Origin of the sequence: Gemmata palustris (genome assembly GCF_017939745.1) — a bacterium.
Taxonomy (GTDB): Bacteria; Planctomycetota; Planctomycetia; order Gemmatales; family Gemmataceae; genus Gemmata; species Gemmata palustris.
This window is the reverse complement of record NZ_JAGKQQ010000001.1, coordinates 3384225-3406782: the sequence shown is the minus strand read 5'-3', so window position 1 is coordinate 3406782 and position 22558 is coordinate 3384225. Positions and strand designations below refer to the sequence as shown.

At 65.3% G+C, this 22558-nt stretch carries 19 protein-coding genes; 10 read left to right on the top strand and 9 right to left on the bottom strand.

Translation table 11 applies throughout. The features are described from left to right. Positions 1-11: 11 nt before the first annotated feature. A complete protein-coding gene (locus J8F10_RS13995; protein ID WP_210654471.1) occupies positions 12-854 on the bottom strand; it encodes a hypothetical protein in 843 nt (280 codons plus the stop codon). Between the two features lie 392 nt (positions 855-1246). Between J8F10_RS13995 and J8F10_RS13990 the strand changes: the two genes are divergently transcribed. The 3 genes from J8F10_RS13990 to J8F10_RS38875 all read left to right on the top strand — a co-directional run bounded on the left by J8F10_RS13990 (position 1247) and on the right by J8F10_RS38875 (position 4403). Continuing rightward, the gene (locus J8F10_RS13990) at positions 1247-1819 is read left to right on the top strand and encodes a hypothetical protein (protein WP_210654469.1); all 573 of its coding nucleotides are present in this window, start codon (positions 1247-1249) and stop codon (positions 1817-1819) included. A 417-nt stretch (positions 1820-2236) separates the two neighbouring features. Next, positions 2237-2995 carry a hypothetical protein gene (locus J8F10_RS13985; protein WP_210654467.1) on the top strand — a complete coding sequence of 253 codons (759 nt, stop codon included), beginning with the start codon at positions 2237-2239 and terminating at the stop codon, positions 2993-2995. Positions 2996-3233: 238 nt separating this feature from the next. Next, positions 3234-4403 (top strand): transposase, encoded by a 1170-nt coding sequence (locus J8F10_RS38875; RefSeq protein ID WP_246522717.1) that lies wholly within the window; start codon positions 3234-3236, stop codon positions 4401-4403. A 232-nt stretch (positions 4404-4635) separates the two neighbouring features. On the opposite strand, the gene J8F10_RS13970 is transcribed toward J8F10_RS38875, so the two are convergent. Continuing rightward, a complete protein-coding gene (locus J8F10_RS13970) occupies positions 4636-5901 on the bottom strand; it encodes a methionine adenosyltransferase (RefSeq protein WP_210654465.1) in 1266 nt (421 codons plus the stop codon). 177 nt (positions 5902-6078) lie between these two features. Between J8F10_RS13970 and J8F10_RS13965 the strand changes: the two genes are divergently transcribed. After that, positions 6079-7044: a DUF1559 domain-containing protein gene (locus tag J8F10_RS13965; RefSeq protein ID WP_210661939.1), complete on the top strand. Its 966-nt coding sequence runs from the start codon at positions 6079-6081 to the stop codon at positions 7042-7044. Positions 7045-7349: 305 nt separating this feature from the next. On the opposite strand, the gene truB is transcribed toward J8F10_RS13965, so the two are convergent. Together truB and J8F10_RS13955 are read right to left on the bottom strand one after the other, a co-directional pair. After that, positions 7350-8231 (bottom strand): tRNA pseudouridine(55) synthase TruB, encoded by an 882-nt coding sequence (gene truB, locus J8F10_RS13960; RefSeq protein ID WP_210654463.1) that lies wholly within the window; start codon positions 8229-8231, stop codon positions 7350-7352. A 41-nt stretch (positions 8232-8272) separates the two neighbouring features. Continuing rightward, positions 8273-8710 (bottom strand): GNAT family N-acetyltransferase, encoded by a 438-nt coding sequence (locus tag J8F10_RS13955; protein WP_210654461.1) that lies wholly within the window; start codon positions 8708-8710, stop codon positions 8273-8275. Between the two features lie 21 nt (positions 8711-8731). On the opposite strand from J8F10_RS13955, the gene J8F10_RS13950 reads away from it, so the two are divergent. After that, positions 8732-9658, top strand: coding sequence for a diacylglycerol/lipid kinase family protein (locus tag J8F10_RS13950; RefSeq protein ID WP_210654435.1), 927 nt, complete (start codon positions 8732-8734; stop codon positions 9656-9658). Between the two features lie 49 nt (positions 9659-9707). On the opposite strand, the gene J8F10_RS13945 is transcribed toward J8F10_RS13950, so the two are convergent. The 3 genes from J8F10_RS13945 to J8F10_RS13935 form a co-directional block, all read right to left on the bottom strand. Further along, complete coding sequence (locus tag J8F10_RS13945; protein WP_210654433.1) at positions 9708-10019, bottom strand: ArsR/SmtB family transcription factor; 312 nt, start codon at positions 10017-10019, stop codon at positions 9708-9710. Between the two features lie 177 nt (positions 10020-10196). Further along, the gene (locus J8F10_RS13940) at positions 10197-10424 is read right to left on the bottom strand and encodes an FmdB family zinc ribbon protein (protein WP_210654431.1); all 228 of its coding nucleotides are present in this window, start codon (positions 10422-10424) and stop codon (positions 10197-10199) included. A gap of 90 nt (positions 10425-10514) precedes the next feature. Continuing rightward, the gene (locus J8F10_RS13935) at positions 10515-11417 is read right to left on the bottom strand and encodes a rhomboid family intramembrane serine protease (protein WP_210654429.1); all 903 of its coding nucleotides are present in this window, start codon (positions 11415-11417) and stop codon (positions 10515-10517) included. Positions 11418-11680: 263 nt separating this feature from the next. Between J8F10_RS13935 and J8F10_RS13930 the strand changes: the two genes are divergently transcribed. The 4 genes from J8F10_RS13930 (at position 11681) to J8F10_RS40815 (ending at position 20047) form a co-directional block, all read left to right on the top strand. Continuing rightward, complete coding sequence (locus J8F10_RS13930; protein WP_210654426.1) at positions 11681-13084, top strand: OprO/OprP family phosphate-selective porin; 1404 nt, start codon at positions 11681-11683, stop codon at positions 13082-13084. Positions 13085-13506: 422 nt separating this feature from the next. Then, positions 13507-14835, top strand: a complete 1329-nt coding sequence (locus tag J8F10_RS13925; protein WP_210654424.1) for an efflux RND transporter periplasmic adaptor subunit — start codon at positions 13507-13509, stop codon at positions 14833-14835. Between the two features lie 521 nt (positions 14836-15356). Continuing rightward, positions 15357-19118, top strand: a complete 3762-nt coding sequence (locus J8F10_RS13920; RefSeq protein ID WP_246523329.1) for an efflux RND transporter permease subunit — start codon at positions 15357-15359, stop codon at positions 19116-19118. Positions 19119-19603: 485 nt separating this feature from the next. Then, positions 19604-20047, top strand: a complete 444-nt coding sequence (locus tag J8F10_RS40815; protein ID WP_390891107.1) for a pyridoxal-phosphate dependent enzyme — start codon at positions 19604-19606, stop codon at positions 20045-20047. Positions 20048-20494: 447 nt separating this feature from the next. Here the strand turns inward: J8F10_RS40815 and J8F10_RS13910 are convergent, their stop codons facing one another. Further along, complete coding sequence (locus J8F10_RS13910) at positions 20495-21334, bottom strand: hypothetical protein (protein ID WP_246523327.1); 840 nt, start codon at positions 21332-21334, stop codon at positions 20495-20497. A 189-nt stretch (positions 21335-21523) separates the two neighbouring features. Beyond that, the gene (locus J8F10_RS13905; protein WP_210654420.1) at positions 21524-21661 is read right to left on the bottom strand and encodes a hypothetical protein; all 138 of its coding nucleotides are present in this window, start codon (positions 21659-21661) and stop codon (positions 21524-21526) included. Positions 21662-22164: 503 nt separating this feature from the next. Between J8F10_RS13905 and J8F10_RS13900 the strand changes: the two genes are divergently transcribed. Continuing rightward, positions 22165-22533: a VOC family protein gene (locus J8F10_RS13900; protein WP_210654417.1), complete on the top strand. Its 369-nt coding sequence runs from the start codon at positions 22165-22167 to the stop codon at positions 22531-22533. Positions 22534-22558 lie beyond the last annotated feature (25 nt).

Genomic DNA, 22558 nt, shown 5'->3' with positions numbered 1-22558 from the left:
GCACGGGGCGTTTATTTCTTGCCTAACAACCAGTCCAGGATCAAACAGCGCTGCGTGTGCCGGCGCTCGTGCCGGAAGTGATCGAGGACATCGCCGTCATCGCACCCGGCTTCTTCGAGGGCATCGGCCAGAATTGGCATCTGGTCGAACGCGCGGTTCGCGTCGATACTTTCGGCGATGGCGGTGACATTGGGAGTTAGCCACGCCGAACTTTCAGAAAACGGCACCCGGGCCTGACCGCAAAAATCGTAGGGGACGTGGCCATAGTCAGTGGCTGTCCACATTTGCCACTGATAGTCGCCGAGAACGCGTATATCGCCGAACGACATGTGTTCCCTGTGGCCATTGTAAAATCTATTCAGGTAATATGATAAATCATGAATAATATCAAATAAATGGCATAAGTTATAATTATCAATTCCTGCTTTGTCACCTGCAATGGTTGCGTTGACGTACCAAAATTCTGTGTTATCAAACGGCAATTCAGGAGGCAGCCAAAGCAGTGATAGGTCATCAGTATGGCCTTTGTATCCATTCCAGTCCTTACCTCGATAATAACTTGTCTCGTAGGAGTATCCATAAAATACAGTATTTTCCAACACGTCTCCGACCCAAGCGCCATACGTGATCGCGCTGTTCTGTTCCAATCGGCGCTCGAGCCACTGCCGCTCACCGAGGTACACGAAGCCCCATTGTTCCTCTGCGTTCCGCAACGTCGCTAGGCGCGCGTCGATTTCGGCGCGGGAAATGTCAGCGCGCTCGATCAGGCTCCCGTGAGACAGGTTCGCCTTGAGTGCCCGGTACTCCGGCCACGGCATGTATCGGCGGATCGCGGTCGAAAACGGATCACTCACGCCGCACCTCGTAACCCTTTCATGACATCCAGTCTGTTGTTCCCGCCGCTCCGACGGTCATTCAATTCAGATTTGGATTTTACCCCGAAGGAGTTGCACATCACAGCCCAGGGTCGCAACGCGCACCCTGGGAAACAATGGTTCAACGGCAATGCCGCAGCGTGCCGCTTGTTCCCCAGGGTGCGCTCGCCGAGCTCGCGACCCTGGGCTGAGGATGTACAATCCCTTCGGGGTACCGAACACGGAGGTGGAATGCTCCTCGCCCGGTCCCGACCGCGACTCGGCGCTGCGAACCACGAGAGGCGAACCGCCAGTAACGCTCGCGTAACAGTTCCCGTAGTCGGCGCCTCGAAGAGTTATCATGGCCTCACCGTCCACCGGAGGCCGACCCGATGCTCGCACTCGCCGCGCTCACCATTCTACTTGCCGCCGATCCGAAAGCGGACCAACCGGTCGTCGTAACCAAGGGAGACGCGTTCATCGTTCATGCGCTCGCGAATTCCGCCCGACAAATATTGTTCCGTGAGTACCCGCCCGCCGCTCCGCTCCTCATGCACACCGCCCTCCCGAGTGGGAAGTTGACGGTTCTCTTCAGGTCCGGCACGACGATCGGCATTCCCATCCCGATGGGGCTCAACCGTACCCCGTACTCCCAGACCCGTATCGTTGGCGTCACGGCCGATGCCGAGCGCCTGTACGTGCTGGTGTGGTCCGCGAGTTGGAAGGTCGAGGATTTTGGGGGCGCCCCGCCCATCAAACCGCCGGAGTCCGACTCCTACGCGGTGCGTGTGTTCTGGTTAGCGGACGGCTCGGAGGTGGGGAACGTCCCTCTTGGTGGGAGCAAGCGCCCAAAGAACATTCCCACGGAATCAATGGAAGCCGGCCCGTTGGCCTCGGAGAAACCCGGCAGCGTGAGCGTGTACGGCGAGACGCTCCGGTTTAGGGGGAAGGAACTGCAGAAGTAAGTGCTTCAACCTGGACACGGTGGTAGTGCCACCCACCCTCTTGCGGTCGCGGCTCGTTGGGTCGCTACGGAAGCGCGACACGTATCTCGTGGTCGCGATTGAGCACTGGAAGCCCCGCTCCCTTGCGGTCGCGGCTCGTTCAGTCGCTACACGGATCTCAATACGGACGATTCGTGTAAATTGGAGGCGCGCGGTTCCCGGTGACCCGAAATGTTAGCGACGCGGCCGCGAGAATCGGAGGTTCGGCTCGGGATGCTGCCGAAGGGGAATGCTCGAAGAAAACCACTGCCCGTTAGAGCAATAGTACCTCATGGTCGTGGGGTGGTATTCACCGGTGTTCGTTTTTTCGTTCCCCTTCCGCTCACTTCCGCATAAAGTTGGGAGCCTGCGTTCCCGAACTTCCCACAGGGTGCTGTCATGCGGATGATTCGATGCGTTCTGGCGGTGTCGCTCTTCGCCGGCGTCGTCCCGGCGGTTCCGGCCCAGCCAGCCGGTATCGCCTTCGGCAACGACATGAACGTCCTGTTGCCAACCAATGCCGCACTCCAGGCCGAGATCAAACTGACCGCCGAGCAAAAGGGGAAGCTCAAGCCCGCCGCCGATAAGCAGGCCGCGTTCAACAAGGAATTCACCGACGCATTCGGCCCGAACGCCGCGGGCGGCTTCAGCCCGGACAAATTCGACGAGATGCGCGAGAAACAGGCGAAGTTGGCCGAGGAGGTCAAGAAGGCGGTCGATGACGTGCTGACGGCCGACCAGCGGAAGCGGCTCAAACAGATCGCGATTCAGGCGATAGACTTCACGGTCTTCAACGACCCGGATGTGGCCCCCGGGGGTTTTGAGTATCCCGAGTCCCAGAAGGGGGCCATGAAGGAAATCGGCGCGGCCCTGAAACTGAGCGACGAACAGAAGAAGACCGTCAAGGACATTGCCGACGGGGTCCGAAAAGAGAGCCGAAAGATTCGCGAGGACGCGGGCCTCGGGGGGCTCGTCCCCGCCGGCACGGTACCGGACCCGGAGAAAGTGGTTGCCGCCAATGAGAAGATCGACGAGGTCCGCAAGGAGGCGTGGGTGAAGGTCGTGGCGGCCCTCGATGAGACCCAGAAGAAGACCTGGAAGGGGCTCGTCGGTGAGCCGTTTGACCTGGCCAAACTTCGCCCAACCCCGAAGAAGTGATGACTCGGGCGCTCTCAAAGAGCTGAAGCGTGCCGAGGGTAGGGGTTAGTCTCGTTCCGGGATCGCCGTAGCGGGTCGGACGAGCCGCGACCGCAAGGGAGCGGGACTCCCAGTGTGTTGAACCGCGACGATAAACGGGGTGCCTCCCGCTCCCTTGCCAGTAGTTTCAAGTGATTTGGCAGTGCCGCATGGGAGTTCCTAAGTTCAAGGTTCTCAGGCACTTGAACGGGAGCCTCCCATGCGACGTGGTTACTCTACGATCACCCCGGCGGTGGTCCACGCACTGACGCGCCGAACGTTGGAACGGGCCCTGGGTTGGACCGACTACAAGCGGTCGGTCACGCGCACCCAGTTGCTCGACCTGGTGCTGTTGATCGCGGGCACCACCCGCACGTTGTTCGCGGTAGTGACCCGGTACTTCGGGTTCTCCCACGAGACCGCGCGACAGGCGATGCACGCCAACCGGGGTTCCCGGGACCAACTCACGGCCCGGTTGGTGGATGCCCTTCACCAGGTGGCGGGGTTCACGCGCCGGGACCGGAGGCGCCGGTGGACGTGTGCCATCGATGTGCATTACGTCCCCTTTTATGGGGATCGCAGCACCCCGGGGATCATCGGCGGACCCAAGAAGGCCGGGACCTCGTTCTTTCACGCGTACGCCACCGGGGTACTGATTCACAAGCACCGGCGGTACACCGTGGGGCTGATGAGCGTGACGAAAGGAACCAAGCCGCACCAGCAGGTGCAGACCCTTCTGGACCAGGTGGCGGCCCGCGGGCTCACGGTCCGCGGGGTGGTTCTGGACGCCGGGTTCGACAGCGGGGAGACCCTGTTGCTGTTGCAGGAACGGAACCTGAGCTACACGGTCCCGATGCGCAAGAAGGGCACCGGTACCAACCGCCGCAACGCCAGCTACACCCAACCCCACGGCACCATCACCACCATGGAGTGGGTCACCGAGAAGAGCCGCAAGGCGGTATCGACTCGGGTGCTCGTGTGGCAACGGAAGGGCGAATCGCACGCCCGGGTGTACGCGTTCCGCGGGTGGGGCGATGCGACCGCCGTGTCGGAGGCGAACCGGGCTCGGTTGGGGCGCCGGCGGTACCGAGAGCGGTTCGGGATCGAGACCAGCTATCGGCAGAAGAACCAGGCCCGCGGGTGGACCACCAGCACCAACCCCGAGTACCGGTTGCTGCTCGAGGGCGTGGCCCTGCTGTTGCGCCAGGTGTGGGTGTACCTGACGCTCCGGATCGCTCGGGCACGCGGGCTCGCGCCGACCGCCTGGGTCGCCCAGTTCCCGTTGGCCGAGATGCTCGACTGGCTCACGCAACGGATCCGCTCACGATACCCACGCACACGATGTATTACCCTGCCACACAATACACTTACAACCAACGCAACGCCTTGAAACTACTGGCAAGGGAGCGGGGCCGAGGTTTCTCGGTGTTGCGCCGGGCTGTGAATCGCGGTAGCGCCTCCCACTCCCTTGCGGTCGCGGTTCGTTACAGAGAGCTGGAAACTGGAGTAGTGCTTCCGGGTCGTTGAACGTGTGGATGTGGTCAAGGGATGTTAGCGCCACCCGCGCGTTGACACGCGGGTGGGCGTTCCCATTCACAAACGGAGTTGGAGGGCCGGTGCCCTTACACCCCGGCGGCCTTGCGGAGCGCTTCGGCCTTGTCGGTCTTCTCCCACGAGAACTGCGGGAGTTCGCGGCCGAAGTGCCCGTGGCGGGCCGACTCGCGGTAGATCGGCCGGCGCAGGTCCAGCGACCCGATGATGCCCTTCGGGGTCAGCTCGAAGTGCGTGCGGATCAGGTCGATCAGCTTCGCTTCGGGGACCTTCGAGGTGCCGTTCGTGTTCACCCAAATGTTCAGCGGGTCCGGGTACCCGATCGCGTAGGAGAGCTGGACCTCGCACTCGCGGGCCAGCCCCGCCTTCACGATGTTCTTCGCGATGTACCGGCACACGTAGGCCGCGCTGCGGTCCACCTTGGTCGGGTCCTTGCCGCTGAACGCGCCGCCCCCGTGCCGCCCCCGGCCGCCGTAGGTGTCCACGATGATCTTGCGCCCGGTCAGCCCGCAGTCGCCGTGCGGCCCGCCCTGGAGGAAGCACCCGGTCGGGTTGATGTGGCACGCGATGTCGTTCTCGTCCAGCTTCGGCGCCTTCTTGCCGGGCTGGATCATCACCAGCTTGCCCTTGATGAGATCCTTTCGGTCCGCTTCGAGCGTGGGCCGGATGAGCTGGTCGATAATCATCTGGCGCGCGTCGTCGGTGAAGTAGTCGGCACCGTCCTGCGTCACCATCACTTCGCGGGTGTGCTGCGTGCTGAGCACGACCGTGTGGATGCGGTGCGGGGTGCCGTCGGTGTTGTACTCGACCGTGACCTGGCTCTTGGCGTCCGGGCGCAGCCACTTGAGGGGGCCGCTGCGGCGCATGTTCGCGTGCTTCTCGACGAGCCGGTGCGCGAGGTCGATCGGGAGCGGCATCAGGGTCGGCGTTTCGTCGCAGGCGAAGCCGAACATGAGCCCCTGGTCGCCGGCGCCGCCCACGTCCACGCCCTGGCTGATGTGCGGGCTCTGGGCGTGGATGCGGCAATCGATCTGGCAGGCGTCCGCGGTGAACCCGATCTCTTCGCGCTCGGCCTGGTCCTTCGCCACGTAGCCGATCTCGGTGATGACCTCGCGCACGAGCGCGTCAACGGCCTGGCGGGTGAGCGCGGCCTTCGTGGTGATCTCGCCGGCCACCACCGCGAGGTCGGTCGTTACCAAGGTTTCGCACGCCACGCGGCTCGCCGGGTCCGCCTTCAGGCAGAAGTCGAGCACGGCGTCGCTGATCTGATCGGCCACCTTGTCGGGGTGCCCCATCGATACGGATTCGCTGGTGAACAAGTAGCGGTTCGTGGACACGTTTATCCTCTCCGGGATCGGGGCAATTTCCGCGCGCACGTCCTGCGCAAAAGGGGTGAACGTGTTATACGTTAGAATGTGAATCGGGGCAATTCGAGTGCGCCGGTGTTCGCCCGCACCGCCCCTCCCTAAAACGCCGGTCTCGCCCGGTTCCACGTCCGTGAGGTTGCTCTCAAAATGCCCGACCCGCATTCTCTCCCCCCCGGCGCCCGTTCCCCGCGCGCCGGGTTCACGCTGATCGAATTGCTGGTGGTGATCGCGATCATCGCGGTCCTCATCGGCTTGCTCCTCCCCGCGGTGCAGAAGGTGCGCGAGGCCGCCGCGCGCATGAGTTGCCAGAACAACTTGAAACAGATCGCGCTAGCGTGCGCGAATTACGAGGTCCGCGTCGGGAAGTACCCGCCGTCCAACACACTCGCCGCGCCGTTCCACGGGTGGCCCGCGCTCGTCCTCCCGGACATCGAGCAAGAGAACGTCCGCAACATCTATGTGATGACCGCGAACTGGTACGATTCCGCGAACGAGGTGGCTCGCAACAGTCGCGTGAAGACGTTCCTGTGCCCGAGCGCGAACGGCCAGCGGATCGGGCAGGCGGCGGTCCCGGGCACGTCGGGGTCGCCGTTCTCGGGCGCCGCGTGGGACTACACGAACGTGGCGGTCGTGGCGCAAACGCTGCTCGCGTACCTCAACTACCCGGACCCGGCCAGCTACGGCACCGTCTGGCGCGGGGTGATGAGTTCGCAGGGCTCGACGGTCGCGCAAATCACCGACGGGCTGTCGAACACGATCCTCATCGCCGAGGACGCGAACCGCCCCGAATACTGGGTGAAGGGCAAGCGCGTGACGGGCCGCGAACCGCCGTTCGGCGGCGACGGGACCGGCACCGGGGGCGTGACCGGGGGCGTGTGGGCGGACCACCAGAAGGGGTTCGGCGTCGAGGGCACGTCGCCGGACGGCAACACGCTGGTCGGCGAGTGCGCGATCAACTGCAACAACTCGTTCGAGGTCTACGCCTTCCACACGGGCGGCGCGAACGCGGCGATGGCGGACGGCAGCGTCCGGTTCCTGCGCGAGAGCATGTCGATTCGCACGCTGGCCGCGCTCTGCACCCGCGCCGGCGGCGAAGTGATCGCGAACGACTGATACCAAATCGTATGGAAGAGTGGTCCTTCTGCAGCCGACCGCTGCCAACGAATTGCAAGCGTGGGCACCGATTCCGCTTTGGGCTGTGCCCTCTCCCCTTGCGGGAGAGGGGCGCCGCGCTTCGCGGCGGGGTGAGGGGTGCTTCCACATTCAGGAGGTTACCCCTCACCCGGTTCGCAAAGCCTCACCACCCTCTCCCGCAAGGGGAGAGGGCAAAACCAATACCCTGGCTCGCGGCCCGGCTCTTGGGTATGACGGATAGTAGCCAGGGGTGACGCGCCACACGAGTGCGACCCCTGGCGGACTCACGCCGGCCGGTCGCCCGCGGCGAACACGACTTGCGGCTTGAGCAGCCCGCGCTCGAAGACGCCAATTCCCACCAGCTCCGCCTGATCGCCGAGAATCGCCAGCTCCTCGCCCTCCGGGGGCACGCGGTCCGCGGGCAAGCTGATGAACTGACCGCAGCGGAGCCGCGCGACCTCGTCCGCGTTGAGCCGCACCTGCTTCATGCCCGTGAGCACGTCCATCATCGGGAGCAGCGTCACTCGCGCCGGGACCGCGTCCACGTTCACCCCTTGCTCCGCGCGGAACGGCCCGACCCGCGTGCGCCGGAGCGTCTGCACCAACCCGCCGCACCCGAGTGCAGCGCCGAGGTCGCGCGCGATGGAGCGAATGTACGTCCCCTTCCCGCAATCGACTTCCACGTCGAGGTACGGCCACGCGAAGCCCGTCACGCGGATCGCGTAGATCGACACGGCGCGGGCGCTCGGCTTCGGTTCCAGTCCCTTGCGCTCCAGCTTGTGAGCGCGGACGCCGTCGATCTTCAGCGCGGACACGGCCGGCGGAACTTGCTCCACGTTCCCGATGAACCCCGCGAGCGCGGCGTCGATCTGCGCGCGCGTGGGAACGGGCGCGTTCGGGGTCTCGGTCACTTCGCCGTCGGCGTCGTCGGAGTTACTCGTCGCGCCGAGCCGGACGCGCGCCGAGTAGCTCTTCCCCATCGCCTGGACGTAGTCCGCGAGCCGCGTCGCGGCGCCGATGCACACCACGAGTACCCCGGTCGCGAGCGGGTCGAGCGTACCGGTGTGCCCGATCTTCGTCTTCCGCGGGAACCAGCGCTGGACGCGGTTGACCGCGTCGCGCGAGGTCATTCCGCCCGGTTTGTCGATCACCAAAAGGCCGTTCATGTGCCACCACCGGCCGGCTCACACCGGCCGTTCGCCCAAAGTCATACGTTCGGGTTGTCGCCCAAAATGAGGGACACGATAACGAGGTCGGTGCGTTCGCGCCCGCCGACCCGATTCCAGAACGCGAGCCCCGCCGCGTTGTCCGCCTTCACCGAGAAGTTGATCTTCTCGATCCCCTCGGCCTTCAGCGCGGCCGCACAGCGCTCCACGAGTTCGCGGCCCAACCCCTGTTTGCGACAGTGGGGTGAAACCGCGACGTGGTGCAGATACCCGCGGCGCCCGTCGTGCCCCGCGAGGCTCACCCCGATCAGCGCGCCGGCTCCGTCGAGAGCGACGAAGCTGCACCCCGGGTTGCGCCGGAGGTACTTCGCCAGTGACGCGGGGTTGTCCGCGTCGCGCAGCCCGATTCCGGGCAGCCCTTGCCAAAGAGCGAGCGCCGCCGGTATGTCTTCCTCACCCATCGGACGAAGTGTGAACATCGCTGCGACCCGCGAGGCCGGATGCACGCCACCTGTGTGATTTACAACCCGGCCGCCGGTCGCGGAAGGGCCGAGCGCTTATTGAAAGCGCTGCCGCCCGCCCTCGCCGCGAGTGTGGAGTTACGACCCACTACCTGCGCCGGCCACGCGACCGAACTCGCGCGCGACGCGGCCAATGAGGGGTTCGCGAAGGTCGTCGCGGCCGGCGGGGACGGCACCGCTCACGAGGTCGCCAACGGCGTACTCCAAAGTGACCGGCGCGACACGGTCTTCAGCGTGTGGCCCGTCGGCTCGGCGAACGACTTCGCGTTCACGCTCGGCATGAATCGGTGGTGGGCACTACGCGAACGCACCGGCGCCACGGACGTGCTCGATATCGATGTCGGGCGCGTCACGACGGCGAACCGCGCGGTCTACTTCCTGTGCAACTTGGGCGTCGGTTTCAACGGAATGGTGAACGGCGAAGCCCGGCGCACGCGCTGGTTAAAGGGTTTACCGCTCTACGCTTGGGCGTTCCTCAAGTCTCTGGTGAAGCACTTCGACCGCCCGACGATGACGATCCGCTTCGATGAGCGCGAAGTCACGACCCCCACGCTCGCGCTCTCCGTGCTGAATGGCCAGCGCGAAGGGAACTTCCCACTGCGCCCGAACGCGAGCCTGACCGACGGCCTGTTCGACTACATGCACGCGACGCGCCTCACGCGCCTGCACCTGCTCCGCTATCTCCCCGCGATGGCGCGCGGGAGGCTCCCGGAGAACCACCGGCTGGTCGGACTCGGGCGGGCGCGGCGAATTGAGGTGCGGTGCGAAACGCCGCTCTGTGTTCATGCGGATGGTGAATTCGTGTGTGTGCCGAACGAGGGGGTCAGGGAGATTTCGTTAGAAGTGCTGCCGAAGCGTCTGCGCGTTGAGGTGTATCCGCCCGCGATTTATGGTGGCTGGAAATAACAAAACCCACCCGCAATGGGGTGGGTTCGAGATCGTGCCGGAGGGCGACTTAGTTGTGCGGGATCTCGACGCGGCACCAGCCGAGGTCGAGGAAGGTGGCCTTGGAGCTATCGTTGTGGAAAACTTTCGGGTGGAGCGAATAAATAACGAACCGACCATCTTTAATGTCTTCCACCAAACCTGCGAGCCGCAGGACGCCGAGGTGGTGTGACACGTTTACGATTTCAACGTCTAGCGCCTTCGCGAGTTGCGTCACGTTCATCGACCCGGTCCGCAGGCATTCGATGATCCGAATCCGGTTCGGTTCCGCGAGCGCCTGGAGCATGGTCGCGCATTCTTCAGCTTGCTTCTTTTCGGTCATGGTGATGCCCCTTGCAGCACATTGATGGAGGGAGTGGCACGGTCACCTCGGCGGAACTGAATACCCTGTAAGGACATGCGGGATTCTTAACAGAGTTATTCAATCATTGTATTTATACACCTAACCGCCCCAAAGACAAGTCCGTGCGGTGGAACATTCAGGAGTATACCACCGTAATTACGGACCTTTACGACCGCACCACGACGCACCGCACGGCGGGCCGTCCCCGCGGCAATTCGTCGCCGAACTGCCCTCCGTCACGCGCCCCGGCGCGGGCAAGCCGATGAGTTGGTCCAGGTCCGAACTCGCGCACTTCGGGCACGTCACCGCGACCGCGACGCGCGAGGACACGAGCGCTTCAAAGGTGTGCGCGCACTTTTGGCAGGTGTATTCGTAAAGCGGCATGAATTCCTCGGATACCGAAGTTAGACGCGGGCACCGTTCGCGCTCTTCACGAGCCGGCGAACTTTGCTCCGGTTTATGGGTGGGTCGGCGCTACTTCCGGCGCTTCTTGTACACTTCGCCCGCCCGGTAGAAGATCGCCCGCTCGTCGGGCGTGAGGCTGTCCGGGCCGTACTTGGTCACCTTCTCCAGCACCGCGTCGAGCTTCGCTTCGAGCTGCTCGTCGGGCGCGCCCGTTCGCGGCGCCGGGGCCTCGACCGCGGCGCTGACCGACTCGGACGGCTCCTCGATCGGCGGCACGATCACCCGGAGCCGCGGGCGCGCGCGGGTCTTGGGGGCTCCCGCGAACAGGTGGCTGAATTGCACCCCGCTCTGGAAGTAGAGCAATCCGAATGCCGCACCGCCCAGGTGCGCGAAGTACGCGATCCGCCCGCCCCCGCCCATTGCGGACAGGGCGTCGAACCCGACGAACAGGACCACCATCAACCAGACCGGCATCGGGATGAAGAAGTACAGCCGCACCTGCGTGTGCGGGAAGTGGAACGCGAACAGGACCAGCGTGGCCGTCACCGCACCACTCGCGCCGATGGCCCGGCCCGCCGGGGTCAAATCGGCCAACTGAGCGCCGAGGTAGAACAGGTGCGCGCCCACCGCACTCAAGAGGTAGAACAGCACGAACTCGCGCGGGCCGCGCACCGCCTCGACGCTCGACCCGGCCCAGTGCAGAACGAGCATGTTGAGGAACAGGTGCCACAGCCCCGCGTGCAGGAACGCGGACGTGATGAGGCGCCACACTTCCCCCCGGAGGATCGCCTGTGTGTCGAACGCCCCGTACTCCACGAGCGGGCTGATCCCCCCGCGCGGCCCCCCGGACAGGATCTGCCCGAAGAACACGCCCACCGTGATCGCGATCAGCCAGACGGTCGCCCCTTGCTGGCTCACGCGGTCCAGAAAGCTGGGGCCTTCGCGATAATAATCACGATCCTGAATGCCCATGAGCCGCACCCCGCGCGCCGCGATTCTGACGTATTCTCTTACATTACCAGACGGTACACGGAACGGGAACGAACAGCTTCACACTCTGTGACGAGCGAGACACCACCCGCATCGTAACCGTCGCAGTTCGCCAAGTGCCCCGGCGAACCGCGAGTGCCAACGAGCGGGTGGGCCTTCCCGCACTTGCGCAGTTCGCATTGACCCTTAACTCATCAGTCGTTAATCCCCGCCGTCCATCTACAGATATTCCCGGATGCCCACCGATGCCGCACCGCCGCGGGCCGTCTCTCCGTTTCCTGGCGCTGACGCTGTGTGCCCTCTCCGCACGCGCGGGCTCGGCTCAGGAACCACCGGCCCCTCTACCGTCTGTTGTGCCCGCGACCGGCGCCGTGCCCGCTGGGGGCGAAGCCGCTCCGCCGCCCCCGCTTCCCGCCGCGCCGAGTGACCCGCTCACCGACCTCATGAAGCGCGTCACGGACCTCGAGGGCGAACTCAAGAAGTCCAAGCAAAAAGCAGCCGACGCCGCGAAAAAGCCGACCCTGAACTGGATGCTCCAGATCCAGGCGGACTCGGTCTGGTCCGATCAGGACGCCGCGAACCGCGCCGCGGTGGGCAGCATCCCGGACGGCACCGCGTTCCGCCGCGCCCGGTTCGGGGCGTTCGGCGACTACGGCTCCATCGAGTACCGGCTCGCGATGGACTTCGCGCTCCCCGGTCGGCCGTCGTTCATCGACGTTTACGTCGGCCTCAACGACATCCCCGGGCTCGGCCGCGTGCGCGTGGGGCACTATTTCGAGCCGTTCAGCCTGGAACAGTACAGCCAGAACCGGTTCGTCACGTTCATGGAGCGCTCGCTCCCGACGGAACCGATCGCGCCGGGGCGCAACTTCGGCGTGATGGCGAACAACACCTTCGCCTCCGAGCGCGGAACCTGGGCACTCGGCGTGTTCCACACCGATAGCGACGTGTTCGGCGACGACAGCGGGAACGATTTTCGCGCCGCGATCACCGGGCGCGCGACGTTCCTCGCGTGGTACGACGATGAAACTGCGGGGCGCGACATGCTGCACCTCGGCGTCGGGTACTCGGCGCGGGCCACGAAGAACGACCAGGTGCAGTTCGCGGTGCGCCCGGAAATGCGCATCGGGTCGGCCACCCCGAACGTTCCGAACTTCGTGGACACGGGCCGCATCGCGGCGAGCTTCTACCAGCTCGTGGGCCTGGAAGCGCTGCTCGTGCGCGGGCCGCTCTCGGCGCAATCGGAGTACGTGCTCGTGCCCGTGGACACCAATAAGAGCGGCGCGGTCTACTTCCAGTCGTGGTACGCGACGGGGAGCTGGTTCCTCACCGGCGAGCACCGCCCGTACCGCAAGAGCACGGGCACCCTCGAGCGCATCGTCCCGCTCCGCGACTTCGTGCGCCCGGACGTGCGCGGGTTCGGGAGCGGGCCGGGCGCGTGGGAACTGGCCGTGCGCCTCTCGCACCTCGACCTTAATAATGGCGGCATCCGCGGCGGTCGGCTCACGGACCTGACCGTCGGCCTGAACTGGTACCTGAACGCCTACACCCGGTTTACAGCGAACTACATTCGGGCGTTCCAGACCGCGAAGACCGGTCGGGAAGGCACCGCCGACTTCTACGGCATCCGCGTCGGCTATGATTTCTGAACTCATGTGTCTGGCTGTAGTTAGGGCCTCTGGTTCACAGGGCTTCCGCCCTGTGCTACGGACGCCGGCCCCTCTGGGGCGAAGACAACAAACCATCCGCCACCCGGTCGCATTCTCTCATTCATATGGCAGTGAAGGCCAATGCGTTTCCGCCCCGGAGGGGCCGGCGTTCGTAGCACAGGGCGGGAGCCCTGTGTTCCCATCTCTCGGCCGCGCCCACAGCGCGCAGTCGCCGGGCGTGACCGCGCATCGGTTCGATTATTGCCCTTCAAACGCTGCACTTGAGCATAGTCCGCTGGACTACAGGACAGTATCTTCGCGCGCCCGTAAGAAAGCCCCGCGCCGGGAGTATAAAGGTAACTTGGGCGCAGCGCCCGGCGCGCCCGTTGTATCCCACCCCCGCTCCCGCCGAGGGACCACGCATGTACCACCGCCGAATCGGGCTGAGCGCCGTTCTCCTCGCGGCGGCGAGCGCCCTGGCCGGGTGCCAGCCCGCGAAGCCCGAGGCGCCGAAGTTCCCCCCGCCCGTGGTCACCGTCATTCGCCCCGCGGTCGTGCCCGTCCGCGACTACTGGGTCTACAACGGGTACCTCGATACCACCAAGGCCGTCGAAGTGCGGTCCAAGATCCGCGGGTTCCTTAAGGACGTCAAGTTCACCGAGGGGGCCGAGGTCGCGGTCAACACCCCGCTCTACACAATCGACAAGCTCGAGTACGAGACCTCCGTCAAGAAGGCGTCCGCGGAGCTCCTCAAGAGCGAGGCGCAGATCAAGAGTTGGGACGCGCAGATCATTCAAGCGCGGGCCGATTTGGAGCGCGTGAACCGGCTCGGGGCCACCGGGACCGAATCGAAGTTCAAGGAAGAGGAGGCGCGGGCCACGCTCGACGTGCGCATCGCCGAACTCAAGGCGGCGGAGGCCAACCGCGACGCCGCGAAAGCCGCGCTCCACTCCGCCGAGATCCTCCTGGGCTACACCGACATCCGGGCTAAGATCGGCGGGCGCATCAGCCGCACCCTCGTGGACGAGGGGAACCTCGTTCAGGCCGACACCACGCTTCTCACGACCATCGTGCAGGTGGACAAACTGTACGTGTACTACGACGCCCCGGAAACCGACTTCCTGGCGTACCAGAAGACGCTCATTAGATCGTCGAGCCCGAGCATGAGCACGCAACAGATCGGGCTCGAGGTCGGGGTCGGGGACGAAATGGACTTCCCGCACGAAGGGGCCATCGACTTCCGCGAGAACCGCGTGGAGACCGCGACCGGGACCATCCGCGTGCGCGGGCGCCTGGACAACCCGCTCCTCACGAACGGCGTCCGGTTGCTCTACCCCGGCATGTTCGCCCGCATCCGGGTGCCGAAGAGCGACAAGGTGCCGACGCCCGTGATCCCCGAGGACTGCCTCCTCAGCGGTCAGGAGGGGCGGTTCGTCTTCGTGGTGAACGCGGAGGGGATCGTCAAGAAGCGGCTCGTCACGGTCGGCGCGAACTTCTGGAAGGTTCCCGCCGCGGAACCGGGGGTGGCCGCGCCGAGTTGGGTCGCGGTGAACCCGAAGCCCGCGCCCCCGAAAGAGGGCCAGCCGCCCGCGGAGACGCGCAAGAACATCAAGTCCGTCGTCGCGATCACGGCCGGGCTGAAGCCCGACGACCGCGTAATTCTCGCCGGCCTGCACGCGGTCCGGCCCGATGCGCCGGCCGTGCCCGACGAGTGGGTGTTTAACCCGCCCGCGGACGGCGCGAAGAAGTAGTGCCGGATCGCCTGAATGACTTTCTGGAACTGACTCTGTCAACGGATTGCAAACGTGGGGTGCGCCAGCGGTTTTGTTTGTGCCCTCTCCCCTTGCGAGAGAGGACAAAGCACGAAAGGCACGCTGGTGCTTGGGTTTTGCCCTCTCCCCTTGCGGGAGAGGGTCGCCGCGCTTCGCGGCGGGGTGAGGGGTTGCTTCCCGATACAGGGGCCACCCCTCACCCGGCTCGCCGAGCCTCGCCACCCTCTCCCGCAAGGGGAGAGGGCAAAGCACGAAATCGGCTCCTACCAACGGTTGCGGCCGGCGGTGTGGAGCCGGCTACAGAAAGATGGCTCCTTCACGCGATTTGGTATGAGTCCGCCTCGCCTCAACCCTTGTGGTCCCGCGTTGAAACGATGCGTTTGAGTTTTGATTTCGTGACACGCGGTTCCAACATCGGTCCGCAGGCAGTAAGAACAGTCGCCCCGCAGAACTTAGCTTAACCGGCTCGCGCCTCGCCCCAACCCCCACGCGGTCGCCGCATGATTTCGCGCTTCTTCATCGATCGCCCGATTTTCGCCAACGTGCTCGCCGTCCTCACACTCGTGTTCGGGTTTGTGGCGCTGAAGCGGTTGCCGGTCGAGCGCTACCCACCGATCACCCCGCCCACGGTGCAGGTGAGCGCCAACTACCCCGGCGCGAACGCGAAGGTGGTGACCGACACGGTCGCCTCGCCGATCGAGCAGCAGATCAACGGCGTGGAGAACATGATGTACATGTCCTCCACCAGTTCCGCGGACGGCTCGTATGGGCTCACGATCACGTTCGAGATCGGGACCAACCTCGACGACGCGCAGGTTCTCGTGCAGAACCGGTTGAGCGTGGCCGAACCGCAGTTGCCCGAAGAGGTGCGCAGACAGGGCGTGACGGTCCGCAAGCAGTCGTCCGCCATCATTCTGGCGATCTCCCTGACCGCGCCGCCGCCCAAGGACCGCTACAACCTGACGCTCGACCCCGTGGCCCTCCGGGAAACCGGGGTGACACTCGAACAGGCGCTCGCGGCGATCGCGGCGGCCGGCGCGCGGGCCGAACCGCACGCGAACAAGCAGCCCCTGTGCTACCAGATCGTGGCGCCGGACGAGTTCGCCGACAACGGCCCCGCGGGGGCCGACAAGCTGCGCCAGATCGCCCTGGCCCCGGCCGGGCGCGCGACCGTCCCGCTCTCGGACGTGGGGCGCGTGGACGAGCTGCCCGGCGCCTACGATGGGCTGTTCCTCTCGAACTACGCGACCCTCCGGTTGCGCGACGACCTGAGCCGCGTGCCCGGGGTGGGCGACGTGATCGTGCGCGGGGTCGGCTCGTACTCGATGCGCGTCTGGCTGAACCCGGACAAGCTTGCGGCCCGCAAACTCACCACCGAGGACGTGCTCGGGGCGCTGCGGCGCCAGAACGTGCAGGTCGCGGCCGGGCAGGTGGGCCAGCCGCCGAACCCGTCGGGCCAGCGGTTCCAGTACACGGTCACCACGCTCGGGCGCCTGAGCGACCCGGACGAGTTCAAGAACATCATCGTCAAGTCCGGGGCGGCCGGGCAGCTCGTGTACCTGCGCGAAGTTGCGGACGTGGAACTCGGCGGGCAGTCCTACGACTCGTTCGCGTCGCGCAGCGCGTACCCGTCCGCCAACCTGCTCGTGTACCAGCTCCCCGGGTCCAACGCGCTCGACGTGGCGAAGGGCGTGCGGGCCGCGATGGAGAAGGTGAAGCCCTCGCTCCCGCCCGGGATGGAGTACAGCATCCCGTTCGACACCACGAAGTTCGTGGAGGCCGCGATCGACGAGGTGTACATCACGCTGTTCGAGGCCGGCGCGCTGGTGCTCATCGTGATCCTGGTGTTCCTCCAGAGCTGGCGCGCGCTGCTCGTGCCCGCCACCACGGTGCCCATCACCATCATCGGCGCGTTCGCGTTCATGCTGATGCTCGGGTTCTCGGTGAACCTGCTCACGCTGTTCGGGCTGATCCTGGCCATCGGGATCGTGGTGGACGACGCCATCGTGATCGTGGAGAACGCCTCGCACCACATCGAACAGGGCATGGCGCCGCGGAGCGCGACGATCCAGGCCATGAACGAGGTCACGGGGCCGGTCATCTCCATCACGCTCGTGCTGATGGCCGTGTTCCTCCCGACCGCGTTCCTCGGCGGGATCACGGGCCAGCTCTACAAACAGTTCGCGCTCACCATCGCCGCCACCGCCCTCATCAGCGCGGTGAACGCCCTCACGCTGAAACCCGCGCAGTGCGCGCTGTGGCTCAAGCCGGTGGCGAAGAAGGGGTGGTTCTCCAAACTGTTCGACGCGGTCTACAAGCCGATCGAGGGGGCCTACGCCTGGTCCATCAAGATCCTGCTCCGGGTGTGGTGGCTCGCGCTCGGGGCGTTCCTCGCGCTCGCGGTGGGGACCGGCGTGTGGTACCAGAAGACCCCGGCCGGGTTCCTCCCGGACGAGGACCAGGGGTACGTCATCATCGCGGTGCAGCTCCCGGACGCCGCGTCCATCGACCGGACGCGCGAGGTGGTGGACAAGATGAACGGCGTGTTCCGCAAGACGGAGGGCGTCGAGAACTGGTTCGTGCTGGGCGGGTTCTCGCTGCTCGACGGGACCGCGGCGCCGAACTCTGCGACCGCGTTCGCCGCGTGGAAGGACTGGAAGTACCGGGAGCGCCCGGACCTGGCGCAAGAGGCCCTGGTCGCGAAGCTCCAGCGCGAGTTCGGCGGGTTCCGCGACGCCCGCATCTTCGTGCTCGTGCCGCCCTCGATCCAGGGGCTCGGGTTCGTGGGGGGGTTCCAGATCCAGATCGAGGACCGCGAGGGCGTGGGGACCGATGTGCTCCAGGAGCGCGCGACCGCCGTCGCGACGGCCGCGGGCCGCAACCCCGAGATCGACGCGATGAAGACCGCGAGCACGTTCCGCGCGGGCGTGCCGCAGATTTATCTCGACATTGATCGCGAGAAGGCCGAGAAGATGGGCGTGAAGATGGACGACGTGTTCGCCACGCTCCAGGCGAACCTCGGGTCCGTGTACGTGAACGACTTCAACAAGTTCGGGCGCACGTACCAGCTCCGCATCCAGGCGGACAGCCGGTACCGGGGCGACACGAACGCGATCAAGCGCCTGGAGGTGCCCGGGCGCGACGGGGGCGTGAACCCGGACGGCTCGACGCGCGTGGGGCCGCGCCCGCGGGTGCCCCTGGGCACGCTGTTGAAGGACGAGATCCGCATCGGGCCGCAGTCCATCATCCGCTACAACCTGTACCCGACCGCGCAGATCCCGGGCCGGGCGAACCCGGGCGTCAGCTCCAGTGACGCGATCAAGGTGATGGAAGAGGTGGCGACGCGCGAGCTCCCGCCGACGATGGGGTTCGAGTGGACCGGCCTCTCGTACCAGGAGAAGCGCGTCGGCGGGGCGGCGTTCAACCTGTTCGGCAAGCCGATCACCGAATCGTACATCGTGTTCGCGCTGGCCGTGTTCATGGTGTACCTGGTGCTCGCGGCGCTGTACGAGAGCTGGCTGCTGCCGTTCGCGGTGATCCTGGTGGTCCCCCTCGGGCTGCTCGGGGTGGTCGCCGCGGTGAACGCGCGGATCTGGCTGCACGAGTTCTACGTGCGCGCTCAGGCGGCGATCGCGAAGGGGGAGGGGACGTGGTTGGACCAGCACTTCCCGAACGTGAGCACGATGGACAACAACATCTACACGCAGATCGGCGTGGTGCTCATCATCGCGCTGGCGTCGAAGAACGCGATCCTCATCGTGGAGTTCGCCCGCGAGCTGCGGTTCGCGGGGCGGAGCGTCCGGCAGGCGGCGCTGGAGGCCGCGCGCATGCGGTTCCGGCCGATCATCATGACGAGCTTCGCGTTCATTTTGGGCGTGGTGCCGCTCGTGTTCGCGACCGGGGCCGGGGCCGCGAGCCGGCAGTCGCTGGGCACCGCGGTGTTCGGCGGGATGTTGACCTCGACCGTGCTGGCGGTGTTCTTCGTGCCGGTCTTCTACATGGCGATTCAGGGGCTGATCGAGTTGAAGAACGGCCCGCCGAAACCGCCCCCGGGCGAAGAACTGCCCGTCGCCGGGGGCGAATCGCACGGCGGGCACGGCGCCCATGCGGTCCACGCGCCGGCCGCGAACCCACCGACAGCACAGGTGGCAGAGCCTCCAATGGCGGAGGCCATCGTGGAGGAACCGCACGAGAACGGTAAGCCCATCGCGGACGAAGGAGACCAGCCGGCCCAAGAAGCTCCCCCACCGGAAGCGAAGTAGGCACCGCGCCGATCCAGCCACCCCCGTGGCGCCGACCAGAGTGGTCGGTGCCACGGGGGTTTTGTGTTGGGGCGCTGGGGCTCCCGCCCTGTGCTACGAACGCCGGCCCCTCCGGGGCGGAAAGGCATTGGGGTATTAGGCGTCTTCGCACGTGGTTCACAGGGCTCCCGCCCTGTGCTACGAACGCCGGCCCCTCCGGGGCGGAAACGCATTGAGGTATTGGTCCACAGGGCTCCCGCCCTGTGCTACGAACGCCGGCCCCTCCGGGGCCAAGACAGAGAACCATCTGCTGCCCGGTCGCTTTCATCTCGTTCTCGACGCGGCAGTGCAAGCCAATGCGTTTCCGCCCCGGAGGGGCCGGCGTTCGTAGCACAGGGCGGAAGCCCTGTGGACCGGGGACGGTGGTTCCTAACTGACCAGTTTGGCAGTTCGGCGAACGCGCGTACACGAACAGACCACCGGACCAGAGATCGTTGCGCAGTTGGGTGCGCAGCTGGGTGCGCTCGTCTGCGGGGTCGGTACCGGGGAACGATCACGGGTGTCGGGCGGTATCTCAAAACTCACGCCTCGGGCGCAAAGTCATCTTAGCCGACCCTATCGGTTCCCGTTTGGCGCACCTCGTCGATCCCAATCAGCCGGACCATGACGCGAATTACAAAGTTGAAGGGATCGGCGGCAGTGAGCCGCCCGCGGTGCTCGATCTTCGCGTTATAGACGGGGCCGAACGGGTGAGCGACGAGGAGTCGTTCGCGATGGCGAAACGCTTGATTTGCGAGGAAGGGCTGCTCGTGGGCGGGTCGTCGGGGACGGCCGTTGTCGCGGCCCTTCGGGTCGCGGCGCGGGCGGACGTGCGGGGGCCGGTGGTAGCGATTTTGGCGGATTCGTGGGACCGGTACTTATCCACACCTTGGCTTCGTTCGAGAGACTAATGTAGCATAATCCGACAGTTGAGAAGTGCTCTTCCTAGTGTGGGAACCGAACTGCGCAATTCAGAAATATCGAAGGGGTGTTAGACGAGCCTAACCGAGTAAAAAGAGACGCAAGAGACGTGGAATTGACCAAGAAATGGACACGACGGTCAAGAAGTGAGCAAACCAGGCTGGAAAAGAAAACGGGCGGGATGAACCGCCGTGGATCGTCGCCCATTCAATCCACGTTAGTCATCCCGCCCACCAATGATTATGCAGTCGCCGTGCCAATCGCGAAATTCTTTATGCCGCGACCGCATTCCGCCACACAGTTAGTTTCGCTTCGAGATCAGTAGCGACCGAACGAGCCGCCGTTCGGACGAGCCGCGACTGCAAGGGGCGGAGGCTTCCCGTGTTAAATCGCGACCACGAGGCACTTGTTGCGCTTCCCGCCCCTTGCCAGTAGTTTCAAGGCGTTGCGTTGGTTGTAAGTGTATTGTGTGGCAGGGTAATACATCGTGTGCGTGGGTATCGTGAGCGGATCCGTTGCGTGAGCCAGTCGAGCATCTCGGCCAACGGGAACTGGGCGACCCAGGCGGTCGGCGCGAGCCCGCGTGCCCGAGCGATCCGGAGCGTCAGGTACACCCACACCTGGCGCGCAACAGCAGGGCCACGCCCTCGAGCAGCAACCGGTACTCGGGGTTGGTGCTGGTGGTCCACCCGCGGGCCTGGTTCTTCTGCCGATAGCTGGTCTCGATCCCGAACCGCTCTCGGTACCGCCGGCGCCCCAACCGAGCCCGGTTCGCCTCCGACACGGCGGTCCATCGCCCCACCCGCGGAACGCGTACACCCGGGCGTGCGATTCGCCCTTCCGTTGCCACACGAGCACCCGAGTCGATACCGCCTTGCGGCTCTTCTCGGTGACCCACCCATGGTGGTGATGGTGCCGTGGGGTTGGGTGTAGCTGGCGTTGCGGCGGTTGGTACCGGTGCCCTTCTTGCGCATCGGGACCGTGTAGCTCAGGTTCCGTTCCTGCAACAGCAACAGGGTCTCCCCGCTGTCGAACCCGGCGTCCAGAACCACCCCGCGGACCGTGAGCCCGCGGGCCGCCACCTGGTCCAGAAGGGTCTGCACCTGCTGGTGCGGCTTGGTTCCTTTCGTCACGCTCATCAGCCCCACGGTGTACCGCCGGTGCTTGTGAATCAGTACCCCGGTGGCGTGCGCGTGAAAGAACGAGGTCCCGGCCTTCTTGGGTCCGCCGATGATCCCCGGGTGCTGCGATCCCCATAAAGGGGACGTAATGCACATCGATGGCACACGTCCACCGGCGCCTCCGGTCCCGGCGTGAACCCCGCCACCTGGTGAAGGGCATCCACCAACCGGGCCGTGAGTTGGTCCTGGAACCCCGGTTGGCGTGCATCGCCTGTCGCGCGGTCTCGTGGGAGAACCCGAAGTACCGGGTCACTACCGCGAACAACGTGCGGGTGGTGCCCGCGATCAACAGCACCAGGTCGAGCAACTGGGTGCGTGCGTGACCGACCGCTTGTAGTCGGTCCAACCCAGGGCCCGTTCCAACGTTCGGCGCGTCAGTGCGTGGACCACCGCCGGGGTGATCGTAGAGTAACCACGTCGCATGGGAGGCTCCCGTTCAAGTGCCTGAGAACCTTGAACTTAGGAACTCCCATGCGGCACTGCCAAATCACTTGAAACTACTGGCAAGGGGCGGGAGGCACTTCCCGGGTACGTTGGCTTCTCGAATTCACCCTGGCGAAACGAGCCGCGACCGCAAGGGAGCGGGAAGCGCAACAAGTGCCTCGTGGTCGCGATTTAGCACAGGAAGCCTCCCGCTCCCTTGCGGTCGCGGCTCGTTTCGCACGCGACCACGATCACAAAGCACGTCGGTTTATCGCTCCACTTGCTCGTTAACACCGCAGTTCGCCCGGGTCTCTTGGCGAACCGCGCGTGTCAGCGAGCGGGTGGAGTTCCGCAATTGCGAGAACTAAACGGCCCTGAACCCGCACCTACTGACCTCGATTTTTCGGCCGTTCCTGCTTAGCCTTCCTCATCAAAAAACGATTGCTGCAACATACGGGGCGAGCGGCGTCGTTTCCGAGAGTAAGGCCGGGAAGGGGTGACACATGGAGCGGGTACTGGGTATCGGCGGCGTGTTCATCAAAGCGCGCGATCCGAAGGCGCTGGCGGAGTGGTACCGCGAACACCTCGGCGTGTCCGTCGAGACCGGACAGACGCACGGCGTGATGACCTCGAGCCGCCCCGGTGAGATGACCGTCTGGTCCGTGTTCCCCGCGGACACCGCGTACTTCGGTCCCGGGCCGGCCACGTTCATGGTCAACTACCGGGTGAAGAACCTCGATGCCACGCTGGGGCAACTCCGGACCGCCGGGGCGAACGTCGAGGAACGGGTCGAGGACTACGACTACGGCCGGTTCGGTTGGGCGACCGACCCCGAGGGCAACCGGTTCGAGCTTTGGGAACCCCGGTCGTAAATGAGCTCCCGTTTCACAGGCAAAT

Coding starts and splice junctions, on each gene's coding strand:
- J8F10_RS13990 (WP_210654469.1), top strand. CDS start 1,247: ATGCTCGCACTCGCCGCGCTCACCATTCTACTTGCCGCCGATCCGAAA.
- J8F10_RS13905 (WP_210654420.1), bottom strand. CDS start 21,661: ATGCGACGTGGTTACTCTACGATCACCCCGGCGGTGGTCCACGCACTG.
- J8F10_RS13945 (WP_210654433.1), bottom strand. CDS start 10,019: ATGACCGAAAAGAAGCAAGCTGAAGAATGCGCGACCATGCTCCAGGCG.
- J8F10_RS13985 (WP_210654467.1), top strand. CDS start 2,237: ATGCGGATGATTCGATGCGTTCTGGCGGTGTCGCTCTTCGCCGGCGTC.
- J8F10_RS13925 (WP_210654424.1), top strand. CDS start 13,507: ATGTACCACCGCCGAATCGGGCTGAGCGCCGTTCTCCTCGCGGCGGCG.
- J8F10_RS13930 (WP_210654426.1), top strand. CDS start 11,681: ATGCCGCACCGCCGCGGGCCGTCTCTCCGTTTCCTGGCGCTGACGCTG.
- J8F10_RS13910 (WP_246523327.1), bottom strand. CDS start 21,334: ATGTGCATTACGTCCCCTTTATGGGGATCGCAGCACCCGGGGATCATC.
- J8F10_RS13950 (WP_210654435.1), top strand. CDS start 8,732: ATGCACGCCACCTGTGTGATTTACAACCCGGCCGCCGGTCGCGGAAGG.
- truB (WP_210654463.1), bottom strand. CDS start 8,231: ATGAACGGCCTTTTGGTGATCGACAAACCGGGCGGAATGACCTCGCGC.
- J8F10_RS13965 (WP_210661939.1), top strand. CDS start 6,079: ATGCCCGACCCGCATTCTCTCCCCCCCGGCGCCCGTTCCCCGCGCGCC.
- J8F10_RS13935 (WP_210654429.1), bottom strand. CDS start 11,417: ATGGGCATTCAGGATCGTGATTATTATCGCGAAGGCCCCAGCTTTCTG.
- J8F10_RS38875 (WP_246522717.1), top strand. CDS start 3,234: ATGCGACGTGGTTACTCTACGATCACCCCGGCGGTGGTCCACGCACTG.
- J8F10_RS13940 (WP_210654431.1), bottom strand. CDS start 10,424: ATGCCGCTTTACGAATACACCTGCCAAAAGTGCGCGCACACCTTTGAA.
- J8F10_RS13920 (WP_246523329.1), top strand. CDS start 15,357: ATGATTTCGCGCTTCTTCATCGATCGCCCGATTTTCGCCAACGTGCTC.
- J8F10_RS13955 (WP_210654461.1), bottom strand. CDS start 8,710: ATGTTCACACTTCGTCCGATGGGTGAGGAAGACATACCGGCGGCGCTC.
- J8F10_RS13900 (WP_210654417.1), top strand. CDS start 22,165: ATGGAGCGGGTACTGGGTATCGGCGGCGTGTTCATCAAAGCGCGCGAT.